This window comes from Algoriphagus machipongonensis (assembly GCF_000166275.1).
GTDB classification, from domain to species: Bacteria; Bacteroidota; Bacteroidia; order Cytophagales; family Cyclobacteriaceae; genus Algoriphagus; species Algoriphagus machipongonensis.
In genome coordinates, this window is record NZ_CM001023.1 from 648,974 (window position 1) to 662,366 (window position 13,393).

The 13,393-nt window shown below is 39.8% G+C and carries 11 protein-coding genes and 1 pseudogene; 7 read left to right on the forward strand and 5 right to left on the reverse strand.

Annotated elements, in window-relative coordinates; all coding sequences use genetic code 11:
* Window positions 1-91 precede the first annotated feature (91 nt).
* From pdhA to ALPR1_RS02695, 5 genes are all read left to right on the forward strand, one after another.
* Entirely contained in the window at window positions 92-1,111 is a 1,020-nt protein-coding gene (gene pdhA, locus ALPR1_RS02675) for a pyruvate dehydrogenase (acetyl-transferring) E1 component subunit alpha (protein WP_008198243.1), read from the forward strand.
* 274 nt (window positions 1,112-1,385) lie between these two features.
* Window positions 1,386-2,099 carry a tetratricopeptide repeat protein gene (locus tag ALPR1_RS02680; protein WP_008198245.1) on the forward strand — a complete coding sequence of 238 codons (714 nt, stop codon included), beginning with the start codon at window positions 1,386-1,388 and terminating at the stop codon, window positions 2,097-2,099.
* A gap of 84 nt (window positions 2,100-2,183) precedes the next feature.
* Entirely contained in the window at window positions 2,184-2,660 is a 477-nt protein-coding gene (gene ribH, locus ALPR1_RS02685) for a 6,7-dimethyl-8-ribityllumazine synthase (RefSeq protein WP_008198247.1), read from the forward strand.
* 31 nt (window positions 2,661-2,691) lie between these two features.
* Window positions 2,692-4,011 carry an aspartate kinase gene (locus tag ALPR1_RS02690; RefSeq protein ID WP_008198248.1) on the forward strand — a complete coding sequence of 440 codons (1,320 nt, stop codon included), beginning with the start codon at window positions 2,692-2,694 and terminating at the stop codon, window positions 4,009-4,011.
* Between the two features lie 59 nt (window positions 4,012-4,070).
* Window positions 4,071-4,397: a DUF6787 family protein gene (locus ALPR1_RS02695; protein ID WP_008198249.1), complete on the forward strand. Its 327-nt coding sequence runs from the start codon at window positions 4,071-4,073 to the stop codon at window positions 4,395-4,397.
* 62 nt (window positions 4,398-4,459) lie between these two features.
* Here the strand turns inward: ALPR1_RS02695 and recG are convergent.
* Both recG and ALPR1_RS02705 read right to left on the reverse strand, forming a co-directional pair.
* Window positions 4,460-6,552, reverse strand: a pseudogene (recG, locus tag ALPR1_RS02700) (ATP-dependent DNA helicase RecG).
* Window positions 6,553-6,629: 77 nt separating this feature from the next.
* Complete coding sequence (locus ALPR1_RS02705) at window positions 6,630-7,700, reverse strand: phosphotransferase enzyme family protein (RefSeq protein ID WP_008198250.1); 1,071 nt, start codon at window positions 7,698-7,700, stop codon at window positions 6,630-6,632.
* A gap of 491 nt (window positions 7,701-8,191) precedes the next feature.
* Here ALPR1_RS02705 and ALPR1_RS02710 point away from each other — a divergent pair, with 491 nt between their 5' ends.
* Complete coding sequence (locus ALPR1_RS02710) at window positions 8,192-9,967, forward strand: sodium:solute symporter family protein (RefSeq protein ID WP_008198251.1); 1,776 nt, start codon at window positions 8,192-8,194, stop codon at window positions 9,965-9,967.
* On the opposite strand, the gene gldD is transcribed toward ALPR1_RS02710, so the two are convergent.
* Window positions 9,964-10,536, reverse strand: a complete 573-nt coding sequence (gldD, locus tag ALPR1_RS02715) for a gliding motility lipoprotein GldD (protein ID WP_008198252.1) — start codon at window positions 10,534-10,536, stop codon at window positions 9,964-9,966. The two genes, ALPR1_RS02710 and gldD, sit on opposite strands and share 4 nt — an antisense overlap.
* Window positions 10,537-10,613: 77 nt before the next feature.
* Between gldD and ALPR1_RS02720 the strand changes: the two genes are divergently transcribed.
* Window positions 10,614-11,144 (forward strand): DinB family protein, encoded by a 531-nt coding sequence (locus tag ALPR1_RS02720; protein WP_008198254.1) that lies wholly within the window; start codon window positions 10,614-10,616, stop codon window positions 11,142-11,144.
* A gap of 49 nt (window positions 11,145-11,193) precedes the next feature.
* Here the strand turns inward: ALPR1_RS02720 and ALPR1_RS02725 are convergent, their stop codons facing one another.
* Both ALPR1_RS02725 and ALPR1_RS02730 read right to left on the reverse strand, forming a co-directional pair.
* Window positions 11,194-11,796 (reverse strand): nitroreductase family protein, encoded by a 603-nt coding sequence (locus tag ALPR1_RS02725; RefSeq protein ID WP_008198257.1) that lies wholly within the window; start codon window positions 11,794-11,796, stop codon window positions 11,194-11,196.
* Between the two features lie 70 nt (window positions 11,797-11,866).
* Window positions 11,867-13,381, reverse strand: a complete 1,515-nt coding sequence (locus tag ALPR1_RS02730; RefSeq protein WP_008198258.1) for a S10 family peptidase — start codon at window positions 13,379-13,381, stop codon at window positions 11,867-11,869.
* Between the last annotated feature and the right edge of the window lie 12 nt (window positions 13,382-13,393).

The following is a 13,393-nucleotide window of genomic DNA, read 5'->3' on the forward strand; positions in this document are numbered from 1 at the left end:
GAGATTGGGGAATTATTTCGGCGGCAGCCTGATTTTTAGGTCGGGATGATTATATTTGAGGCCTAAAATAGCATATTTTGATCATTACGATATGGCAAAGAAAACTGCAGCGACCAAGTCTAAAGTAAAATATTCGAAAGAAACCTATTCTTATTGGTATGAGAGCATGCTCTTAATGAGGAGGTTTGAAGAAAAAGCTGGACAACTTTATGGTCAACAAAAAATCAGAGGATTCTGTCATTTATATATTGGACAGGAAGCATGTGCATCCGGAGCGATCACCGCATTGGAAAAAGACGATAAGTGGATAACTGCTTACCGTTGTCATGCCCACCCATTAGGGTTGGGGACTGACCCAGGTGCTGTAATGGCTGAACTTTTCGGGAAGGCTACGGGTACCACCAAAGGTAAAGGAGGGTCCATGCACATTTTTGATAAAGAAAAAAACTTCATGGGAGGCCATGGGATCGTAGGTGCTCAGGTGCCAATGGGTCTCGGGATTGGTTTTGCTGAAAAATACAAAGGCTCCAAAAATCTATGTATTTGTTACATGGGGGATGGTGCTGTTCGTCAAGGAGCTTTTCATGAGGCAATGAACCTGGCGATGCTTTATAAAACTCCTGTGATCTTTGTGATTGAAAACAACGGTTACGCAATGGGTACTGCTGTGAAGCGTTCTTCTAATGTAGATGACCTTTCTACGCTAGGTGAATCTTATGATATGCCTTCTTTCGCAGTTGACGGAATGAATGTAGAAGCTGTTCATGAGGCAGTAGCAGAAGCAGCTGATCGAGCAAAAAGAGGTGACGGACCAACATTGCTTGAAATGAGAACCTACAGATACAAAGGACACTCTATGTCAGATCCTCAAAAATATAGAACCAAAGAGGAAGTAGAGGAGTACAAGCAGCGTGATCCAGTAGAACAGGTCTTGAAAACAATTCAGGATAACAAGATTCTTTCAGAAGATGAGATTAAAGAGATCGTAGATAAGGTTAAGAAAAAAGTAACCGATGCTGTGAAATTTGCTGAAGAATCTCCTTGGCCTGATGGACAAGATGCATTTAAAGATGTTTACGTTCAGGAGGATTATCCTTTCGTAATGGAATAGAGATATAGTTGAACTTCCAAAAAGCCATGAAGTAAGGCACTTCATGGCTTTTTTATTGGAAAAATTATAAAATCTATTATCATAAAAGTACATTGCTAACACCCTGTTCCACATAAAATCACCTTTTAGTAGTTAGTGAAGCACTAGGTTTTACTTGATAATGTGAAACTTAAGCATTTCTGAGGCCTTGATATGGGCTATCTCAAGATGAATGTTTTATTAATCTTTGTGGAATTCATAAAAAGCGTATATTTGCGGTCGAAATTTGAGTATCATGGCAACAAAACAATCCAAAAAAGCAGAACCTCATCATCAGTCTGATCTTCTGGAAAAACCAGAAGAGATCGCAGACAGATTGACCCAAGGGGAAGTTTTTTTAAAGAAAAACAGTAAGGTATTGGGAGGCGTATTGGTCGCCGCGATCATTTTGATCGGAGGGATTCTGTTTTTCCAGTACAATACAGCGAATAAAAACAAAGAAGCCCAAGCAGAAATGTTTCAGGCAGTGTACTTCTATGAGCAAGATTCAACAGATTTTGCTTTGAATGGAGACGGAATCAACCAAGGCTTTTTGTCTATTGTGGATGAGTATCCAAACACTGAGGCTGCTAACTTGGCTCACTTCTATATTGGATCGATCTATTTATCTGAAAAGAATTTCGATAATGCGATTAACCATTTAGAGCAGTTTTCTGCAGATGACTATTTAATCCAGGCTCAAGCATATGCCTTGACGGGTGATGCTTATTTGGAGCTGGGAAATACAGATAAGGCGATTTCCTTATTTAGTCAAGCAGCATCTTACGAACCAAATAAATATTTTACTCCAAGATATTTGACCAAGTTGGCTATTGCCTATGAAAAAGCTGGTCAAATTCAAGACGCGATTGATGCTTATGCTGAAATCGAGGAGAAGTATTTTGAATCTTACGAGTTTTCTGCAGCACGAAAACACAAGGCACGATTAGAAGGCCTTGCCGCTAAGTAATGCTGCTTATCAAAGCATACTATGAAGAGTAAGGCCAAAAGTCTTACTCTTTTTTTGTTTAAACCTCTTTAATAAAAGACCAATATGGCAACTTCCTTAAAAAGCCTCAGCGCCCATTCCTCAAAAAACGTAACCGACATGGGGTCCAAGACTTTTGGAATCATCGTTTCAGAGTGGAATGAAGAAGTAACAGAAGCTTTATATTCTGGCGCATTACAGACATTGCTTGAAAATGGAGCCAAGAAGGATAATATCATCCGTAAAAATGTTCCAGGCTCTTTTGAGCTTACTTTAGCAGCTCAGTGGTTGGCACAAGAGGAAAGCATTGACGCAGTGATTTGTTTAGGCTGTGTGATCCAAGGAGAGACGAAGCATTTTGATTTCATCTGTGATGCCGTAGCTCATGGGATTACCAATGTCTCATTGAAATATAATAAGCCTGTGATTTTTGGAGTGTTGACACCCAATACTCAGCAGCAGGCACTAGACCGTGCTGGTGGAAAGCATGGCAACAAAGGTGATGAAGCAGCGATCACTGCTGTGAAAATGCTTGGATTTTAATACGCTTACAAACCTATAGAATAAACCTATTATGAAAATCATGAAATTCGGTGGGACCTCCGTGGGTCGCCCCGAGCGAATGCATCAGGTAAAGGACCTGGTGACCATGGGAGATGAACCCAGAATTGTTGTCCTTTCTGCTCTTTCCGGTACGACCAATGCATTGGTTGGAATTGGTGAAGCTTTAGCAGCAGCTGATAAGGAATTAGCAAAACAGAGAATTGATGAGCTCAATGCTCATTACCTGGTTTTTTATAAGGAGCTTTTGAAATCTGATGAAGCGAGAGCTAAGGCTGAAGGGATTATCAAAGAGCACTTTGAGTTTTTGAATATTCTTTTGAAAATTTCTTTCAATGAAGCTATCAACAGAGATATTTTGGCTCAGGGAGAATTATTATCAACCAAGCTCTTCTACACACTTTTAGAAGAGCTTCAGATTCCTGCAGTTTTCCTTCCAGCTCTGGATTTTATGAGTATTGATGAAAACTCAGAGCCGGAGTTAGGAAAGATTTCTGAAAAATTGAAGAGTATTTTGGCGGATTATTCTGATGAAACTCTTTTTGTCACACAGGGATATATCTGTAAAAACCATAGAAATGAAGTGGATAACCTGAAGCGAGGAGGAAGTGATTATACAGCTTCTTTAATAGCTTCTGCAATTCAGGCTTCTGCATGTGAGATTTGGACGGATATCGATGGAATGCATAACAATGATCCACGAATTGTAGATAAAACTCGGCCAATTGCAGCACTGTCCTTCGATGAAGCAGCGGAGTTGGCTTATTTCGGCGCGAAAATTCTACACCCAGCTTCTATTTGGCCTGCTCAACTATACAATGTGCCGGTGAAGTTGTTGAATACCATGCAGCCTGAAGCTCAAGGAACCCTAATCAAAGCGGAGGTAGATGCGATTGGTGTCAAAGCTATTGCTGCTAAGGATGGAATCACAGCTATCAAAATCAAATCAAGCCGCATGTTATTGGCTTATGGATTCCTGAGAAGGGTTTTTGAAATATTTGAGAAATATAAGACTCCAATAGATATGATTACGACCTCAGAGGTCGCAGTATCTGTTACGATTGATGATTTAACTCATTTGGATCAAATCCTGGGCGAATTAGATGCTTTGGGGTCTGTAGAAGTAGATAAAAATCAAGCCATTGTTTGTATCGTGGGAAATGAGATTTCGGAAACGAAAGGTGTGATCAAGGCTGTAATGGATGCCTTAGAAGATATACCGGTAAGGATGGTGTCTTATGGTGGAAGTAGACACAATGTTTCTCTTCTGATCGATGCGAAGTACAAAAATGAAGCTTTACAGAAATTGAATACTGATTTATTTTCTTGGTAAAATAAAAAGCCGGCCTTGTGCCGGCTCTTTTATTTAGATTCATTCTATTACTTTTGCATATGCCAGAACCAAAAGACCGCAAAGGATTCTTAGAAAGACTTCAAGCCAAGTGGCAATTGAATAGTATTTTCCAAGTAGTATTGGTTTTGGTTGTTTTTGCTTGTACTGGATTTACCATACTTTTTATCAAAGCCCCGATATTGGATTTCTTTGGTGTGGAAAAAGGAGGTTTTTGGAATACCTTTCTTTATCTCTTATTGGTGCTGCCTCTTTATCAGATTTTTTTGCTGATTTATGGTTTTATTTTTGGGCAATTTAGCTTCTTCTGGGAGAAGGAAAAGGCAATTTTTAGAAGGATTGCAGGCTTGTTTTCGAAAAAGAAATAAAACTTGACCTGATATATTACCTATTAGATTTTAAATAAAGGTGAAACTCAATTTTTCAATTTCTATGAAATCCTACTCCAATTCACAGCTGTTTTCTTCTGCTGCTTTACCTGTCTAAGAACCGGAGCGTTTTCGGGTAAACTCAAACTTGCATCTTTTGCCAACAACTGCTGTGCTGCATCTCTAGCCAAAGTCAAAATTGGAGCATCTTTGCTCAGGTCTGCGATCAATAAATCTGTAATACCACTTTGTTGAGTTCCCATCAGATCTCCCGGTCCCCTAAGCCGTAAATCTACATCGGCAATCTCAAAACCATCATTGGTTCTAACCATGGTGTCAAGACGAATTCTACCTTCTTTAGAAAGCTCGTATTTGCTCATTAACACACAATAACTCTGTTCTGCCCCTCTACCTACTCTTCCTCTAAGCTGATGCAGTTGAGATAGGCCAAATCGCTCTGCATTTTCAATGATCATCACAGAAGCATTTGGCACATTGACCCCTACCTCAATCACAGTAGTAGCTACCATGATTTTGGTTTCCCCTTTCACAAAACGCTGCATTTCATAATCCTTATCTTCAGCCTTCATGTCACCATTGACGATGCTCAATGGATATTGAGGAAAGGCCCTAGCGATACTTTCGAAGCCATCCATGAGGTTTTTTAGGTCAAGTTTTGCTGACTCCTGAATCAATGGATAGACTATGTAAACTTGCCTTCCTTTTTTGATTTCTTCATTGATAAAGCCAAAGACTTTTAGCCGGTCCTTGTCATAGCGATGCACCGTTTGAATGGGTTTTCGCCCTGCTGGGAGCTCATCGATTACTGATACATCAAGGTCTCCATAGAGAGTCATGGCCAGTGTTCTCGGGATGGGTGTTGCAGTCATGACCAGGACATGTGGGATAAACTCTTTGTTTTTGCCCATAGTTTTGCTCTCTGAGCTACTCCAAACCTATGCTGCTCATCCACTATAGCTAGCCCCAAGTTTTGAAACTGAACAATATCTTCCAAAAGGGCATGCGTTCCAATCAATATTTTCAGTTCTCCAGAAAGAAGCTTTTCGTGAATGACTTTTCGCTTGGACTTTTTTACTGAACCGGTTAGAATATCAATTTCTAAACCCATCATATCTGCAAACTCTTTCAAGCCTTCATAATGCTGATTTGCCAGGATTTCAGTAGGAGCCATCAAGCATGCCTGAGCTCCGGATCCAATAGCAATCAGCATACAAATAAAGGCAACCATGGTTTTCCCACTGCCCACATCGCCTTGGATCAGTCGGTTCATCTGCTTACCAGACTTCAAATCAGCGAAAGCTTCCCGAATCACCCTTTTTTGAGCATTGGTAAGTTCGAAAGGAATGTGATTTTGATAGAATTCAGTCAGTAGTTCTGTATTACTCAGGACCTGTCCTTTGAACTTTTCGGTTCTTGTGACTTTCATCATCAGCAACCTCAGTTGGAGAAAAAAGAATTCCTCAAATTTCAACCGCTTTCTAGCTCTTTGCAGTAGATCAGGTTTTGTAGGAAAGTGGATTTGTCGAATGGCCTCTTGTTTACCGATCAACTGATATTGCTGGAGGATTTCTAATGGAAGTGTTTCATGGATTTGAGAGAAACAGGCATGCAAAAGCACCTCCATGATTTTAGAAATTCCTCTGGAATCCAGGAATCGAGCCCGGAGTTTATCTGTTGTGGAATAAACAGGCTGAAAATTATTTCGCTTCTCGTTAGCAGAGCTCAGGGGTTCCATTTCGGGATGGGCTATGCTCCATTTACTTCCAAATCTTGCCGGCTTCCCAAAAAAGATATAAACTGCCCCTGTGGGTAACTTTTTCTGAACCCATTGGATTCCTTTGAACCAGGTCATTTCCATCTCCCCAGTTTCGTCTCCCACATAAGCAACAAGCCTACGCTTATTGCCCATTCCAATTAATTCTACTCTTTTTATTTTGGCGACTATCTGAACGTTCTCAAGGTTGGGGGCAAGTTCCTTGATCTTAAAAAATTGCGTTCTGTCCTCGTAGCGAAAAGGGTAATGCTGAAGAAGCTCCCCATAGGTGAATATATTCAATTCCTTATTGATCAGAGCGGCTCTTTGAGGACCAACTCCTTTAAGAAACTCAATTTTAGTATCAAATATTCCAGGCAATGGGCTTGAGGTTAGTGAAGAGCAAAATAAAGCCTGCCAATTCAATTGCCAATAGAAAAGACAGGAAATGTCTCAATTCAGTTTTCCAGACCTGTGATTTTTTTCCAGATGGATTCTAGAGCTTCCGCTTGATTTTGCTGGCTCTCAAGAAATATCATTTGGTTTTTAGCTCGATGGAAATTTTGCTCTGGGTATTGAACCTTATAATACACATTGCCTTGAAGATGGTCGGTCAAAAATCGCAATCCCATGATACAGGTCATCACTTCGCCCGCGATCAATAATGATTTGGCTTCCTCTTCTGTTGCCATTTTGGAAACCCCTTCCCAATAGCCTTTTAGAAGTATTTCAAAAATTTCAGGTTTTAAAGATAAATTGTCCCAGTTTTGACTGGTCTCGGCCTCTGAACAAGCTACGGTCCTAACTAAGTCTCCAAAATCGAAAAGTAACAGTCCGCCCATCAAAGTGTCCAAATCAATGACTGCGGCAACTTCGTCTAAACTTTCTGAAAAGATCAAATTATTGATTTTGGTGTCATTATGGGTGATCCGGAGTGGGCAAGTCTGGGAGAAATGAAGGTATTTCTCTACCAAAGGCTTTTGTGACAGGTAGAAATTTAGAAGTTCCTGCTCTTCCTCATTTAAACCTGAACTATCCTTAGCCGCTTTCTCCAAGTTTTCAAATCTCCAGTCCAGATGATGGAATTTTGGAATTGACTCCTGTAGTTCTTCCGCTGGAATATTTTTCCCCCATTCTGCAAAAATCCCATAGGCTTTGGCCGCTATGAAGGCCTGATTAGGAGTATTAATTTCTTGAAGTGTTTCTCCTTTGACAAAGTCGAAAAGTCGGAATAGCTTATCTTCAATTTGGGTTAAAGAGTTTCCTGTTTTATTGAGTCTCGGGAGGGGAAGTGCAAAGGGAAGCGTGGAGGAATTACCTTGTTTACTTAAAATAAGGTGATTATGCGCTATCCTCTCTGGATACCAAAATACGGAATTGTTAAACTCTTGAAGGATATACTTTCCCTGTGTCGTTTCGATTAAAAAAGTGCCATGAATCAATCCAGACCCGAATATTTGAAATTCGAATTCTTGACCTTTTAAAAAATCGTATTGATTCAATATTGTAGAAATGTACTCCTTGTTCATCCTGCAAAGCTAATTTTTAAAGCAAGATTTATCCAAAACTTGTGAAAAAAATAGCTTTCTCATTCGCGTCATTCAAAAGGTTTTGAAGCATGGATGCTTTTCAAGAAGTCCATTCTTTGTTTCCTTAGAATAAACCTATAATGAAGTGAATATTTTTTCGTCGAAAAGAAAAATTATAAAAAATTAGCTTTAAACTACCTAGCCATTTGAAGATGAGGCTGTAAGCGACTGATAATCTTTGTAAAGAAAAGTCATTGCTTGAAGTTTCTTTCTTAGTATTTGGGTAATATTCGGAATTCCACCTTTTGAAATAGGTGAATTGTCCGGAAGTCAAAAGAATGATTTGGAGATGGAATTCTTGAGCTTTTATGCTTTATTCTGAATATTTTCCTCACAGTTAAAAAAAAATAAATACTTTAGTGAAAAATATTAATTAAGTTTCTTTCATTATTTAAAAAAATGAAGAAAATAAAGTTTAAAAACCCGACCCTATGAATGTAACGGCCTTAGACTGGGGCATCATTGCCGCTTTCTTTGTTATCTCACTGTTAATTGGACTTTTCACCGCCAAAACTGCAGGTAGTTCTGCAAAGGAATTCTTTTTATCTGGAAGAAATATGCCATGGTGGTTGCTAGGCGTATCCATGGTGGCAACAACATTTTCTGCAGATACACCAAACTTGGTGACTGATTTTGTAAGAAAAACCGGTGTAGCTGGAAACTGGGCATGGTGGGCGTTCTTGCTTACTGGTATGATGACGGTTTTCGTGTATGCAAAACTTTGGAGAAGATCAGAGGTAACCACAGATTTAGAGTTTTATGAATTAAGATACTCTGGAAAAGGAGCTGCATTCCTAAGAGCATTTAGAGCCATTTATTTGGGGGTGTTCTTTAATGTGGTCATAATGGCCTCTGTATCACTTGCTGCTATTAAGATCGGTGGAGTCATGCTGGGATTAAGCCCTGTGCAAACACTCTTGATCGCTTCCGTCGTGACAGTGATTTATAGTTCCTTGGGTGGATTGAAAGGGGTTCTTCTAACAGACTTTTTTCAATTTTTCATAGCAATGATCGGTTCTTTTGGAGCGGCTTATTTTATACTTGACTTACCTGAGATTGGATCTTTAAGTAATTTATTAGCTCATGAAAATGTGTCTGATAAATTGAATTTCCTTCCGGATTTCGAGGATCCTAACGTCTATATTCCATTATTCATCTTACCTATTGCCATCCAATGGTGGGCAACTTGGTACCCGGGTTCTGAGCCTGGAGGTGGCGGTTACATCGCTCAGCGTATGCTTTCTGCAAAAGATGAGAAAAATGCTATGGGCGCTACCTTATTTTATAATGTTGCTCATTATGCTTTAAGACCTTGGCCATGGATTATTATTGCCTTGTCATCTCTTGTACTTTATCCGAATATTTCAGATTTACAGGAGGCTTTCCCAAATATTCCTGTAGATAAATTGGGAGATGATTTAGCTTATTCAGCCATGTTGACCTATTTGCCAACAGGTTTGATAGGGATTGTTTTAGCTTCCTTGATTGCGGCAGTTATGTCCACGCTTTCTACTCACCTCAATTGGGGTTCATCTTATATTGTGAATGACTTTTACCTAAGGTTCATTAAGCCAGAGGCTACTGATAAACAATTGGTAGCAGTAGGTAGAATTTCCACGGTTGTCTTGATGACCTTATCAGCAATTTTGGCTTTGGCACTATCATCTGCCATTCACGCCTTTAATATTTTGCTTCAAATAGGTGCGGGAACAGGTTTGATATTTATTCTAAGATGGTTTTGGTGGAGAATTAATGCGTATACAGAAATTTCTGCAATGATCATTTCCTTTGCCGTTGCAATTTTCTTTGAAGTCATTAATCCTAATCTGGAGTTGATAGCCATTCCTGAAGAACAGTCTTATCTAAAGCTGATCTATAGTGTAAGTATTACTACAATCGGTTGGTTATTGGTGACCTTTTTCACACAGCCAGAAAAAGATGAGGTGCTTCTATCTTTCTATAGAAAAGTAAAGCCTGCTGCTTATGGATGGAAGAAAGTATTGGATAGATTCCCTGCCGAAAAGCAAGAAATTGGTCAGTTGCCAAAGGAAATTGGACTGATGTTGGTCGGTACAGTGATGATTTACTCAGCTTTATTCTCTACAGGATTCTTTATCTACAGCAACATGCTGGGAGGAATAATCGGGGCTGTAATCTCGATCATCTGTACGGTAATCATCGTTAGAGCCTGGAAAAATCTTAATTAATTTTGAAATTTGACGGAATTCATCAGGTGGGCTAAGTCCACCTTGATGTATTCTATCACAGGAGCAAGCGAATCATTTTTTACGGCTGTATTGAAGTATAAAGCTCCCCGAAGGAAATTATCCGTAGAATCAGTAACGAAAAACTGAAATTGACTGGGAACTTCGCCGGTAAGTTCTGCTACCACTCCAGAATACCCATTAGGAGTAATCGTCACAGCCTCTTGGATACCATAGGCCTTCACTTGATGTTTGGAAGTAAGCTTAAAGGCGTCTTCTGATAAGGCTCTAAAAGTTACATCTCCACCAATCTTTTTATAGGTCAAATGAACTTTGGCGCCGAAGTCAACATAGTGCAAGTTGATCCAATCTTCTTCAGCCAAGTTAAATGAATCAGCCTCTACCCGGCTGTATTTTGAATAATCAAGGGTGTATGGATATCCTTCCTGTAATTCATTAAAGTCATGTGGAGGAAGGTCAATTCTATTATATCCGGGAGGTTTTGGCAAGTAAGACTCTTGACAAGAAATCAGAATAAAGAAGATTGGAAGCAACAAATAAATTTTCCGCATGGCTTAAAATTAGGTATTAGGTTTGAAATGATCTGAGAATAGTTGAAATTTAACAGACAAATCAAACCCTAAAGTCGATGAAAAATATAATACGATTATTTTCAGGTGCTGCCTTTGCAACTTTTTTCTTAATGATGACACAAGTTGCTTCCGCTCAAACTACAGTGGAAGAATTTATGATGAAATGGGATAATAGCAAAAAGTATACATTAGATGTATTAGCAAAAATGCCTGATTCAGGAATGGATTATAAGACAGATCCAGAAGCAATGTCCTTTAAAGAGCAAATCCACCACATTGGTAATGCCATCGTAGGAATTTCACAAGGGTTTTTAGGAGGTGGAGATCCAGGTTTTACCATCAACCTAGAATCTGCAAGTAAGGCGGAACTAGCAGAATACGTAGGAAAATGCTACGATTATGGTAAAGGTGTCATGTCTGGACTGAGCCCAGAGCAAATGGCTGAAAAGAAAGATGTATTTGGAAATAACGTGTCTGGAAGACAAGTGATGGCTTTGTTAATGGATCACAGCACACATCATAGAGGTACTGCTATTGCTTATCTTCGTGTACAAGGAGTTGAGCCTCCAGCATTCGTAGGTTTCTAATTTTCAAGTAGTAAAAATTCAAAGGCCGGTCATTGACCGGCCTTTTTTGTTATTCAGTTATCCAAGCTACTTTTTCATCCATCGAATCTCTTTTGCCTGCTGGCCAATTCTCTATGGCGGGCTTTGCAACATAAAAGAAGCCCATTAACATATCTTCTCCTTCAAGTCCGAAATCTTCTTTTGCTTCAGGCCAGAACGTAGGTCCGCCTGTTCCCCAATACCCCGCTAATCCATGAGCAGATGCTGTCAGGTACATGTTTTGAACAGCCATCGCTACTGCCGAAATCTCCTCCATTAAAGGGATCCCTTCAGATCTCTTCATTAAAATCGCGATTACATGAGAGGCTTTCTGAGGATTGTTTAGAAACTTATCATAGGTAGCTTCAATAAATGGGGTTCCATTTTTTTCAGCTCTCTTTTTATATAGTTCTGCCTGGTATTTTCCAAAAGTCTTTAGGCCTTCTCCCTTGTAAACAATAAACCTCCAAGGTTGCGTAAGCTTATGAGTTGGTGCCCATCTGGCATTTTCTAACATTTCTTCAATGATCTGATCATCGATAGGGTCATTCTCCTTGAATTGTGCCACAAACATGGATCTACGCCCACGGATTATTTTATTGACTTCTTCAATATTGAAATCAGGTCTCTGCATGTCTATTATATTTATTCTTTACCTCAAATCGGTTTTTAGGGTATAAAAGTTCAGGGAAATGGAAAGATTTTTATGGGATTAACTTCGAAATAAATTCTCTGATATCTTTTGCTAAAGCATCAAAATCCTCCTGGTGGTTGTACATCATGTGACCTGCTTCATAATAAGTCATTTGAATCCTGTCTTGAGGGAAGTCATGCCTTGCAAAGGTGTACTCTGCATCAAAGAATGGAGTGATTAAATCATAGTATCCATTGGCAACCAAAACTTGCATGGCCGTATTTCTGTGCATGGCCTCACTTAATGATCTTGCCGTACTCACATAGCTTGGCTCCCAATAGGATCCATCAGGAACAGGTTTCCAATTCCAATTTCCACCCATTCCTACGGCTGAAGAATAATAAGGTCTATCCATTTCTACTCCGAGTTCGCTTCGGAGGTAATCATTCCAGACTGCTGTATAGGCAGCTCCAGTCATATAACTACTAGGATCTCCCAAGACAGGGCCTTCGGAAGATTGATCTGTCTCAGTAGCTAGGTAGCGTCCATCAAGAGTCCCGATTGCTTTTCCTTCTTCTCTAAGTAGCTCTTTTTTGAATCGATGCATTAAAATTTGATTGTCAGATCGGAGAATATAATCCTTATCAAGTCCTGTGAAATAGGCTAATTTATCGGCAATAGTAGATTTTTCAGCGGCAGTTTGTAATTCTCCTTTATATAGTGCGGTAAGGTAATCTCCATAAGCAAACTCACGCGCTTCAGCTACAAAGTCTTCCAGCTCTTTCCCTTCGCCTGCTTTATTATGATACCAAGCAGTGGCAGCCATGGAAGGCAAATAAGTGAAAAAGGAAGTCAAATTATCGGCCCATGAGGAGGAACCTGCATAGTCCAAAGCCTGCGAAATCAAAATGATGCCGTTCAATGCCATGGTTTGTCCACCACCTTCCAATACCTCTGCAATTTTTGCTGCACGGGTGGTGCCAAAACTTTCCCCTGCAATAAATTTTGGAGCCTGCCATCTACCATGTTTTGTGACCCAAATTCTCATAAACTGAGCAATAGATCTCGCATCTTCATTCAATCCCCAAAAATCCTCATTCTTACCAACTCCTTCTACCTGGCTAAAACCTGTTCCAATAGGATCAATAAAGACAAGATCGGTGATATCTAACAGTGCCTGTGGATTGTCTACAAATGTGTATGGTGCAGCTCCATCATCTATTTTGGCATCACTGTCAGTTTTTACCACTTTCGGCCCAAAGAACCCCATATGCAACCAAACGGAAGCTGAGCCTGGACCTCCATTGAAAATAAAGGTGACGGGGCGCTTGGAGGATTCCACTCCTGTTCGAATATAAGAAGTACTCCATAGCCCCGCAGTAACCTCTCCTTTGGAATTGCGAAGGAAAGTTTCCCCCATCACAGACTTATATTCTATATTTTGACCGTTGAATGTGCCTGAAAATGTTTTTTCAAATTGAATAGGTTCCCTGTTGACTTTTGGAACTTCAGACCCTTCCTCCTGTGCAAAGCAAGGGAGGGTGATAATAAATGCTAAAAGAAAATAGGTGAAAACTGATTTCATGTTGGCTGGCTT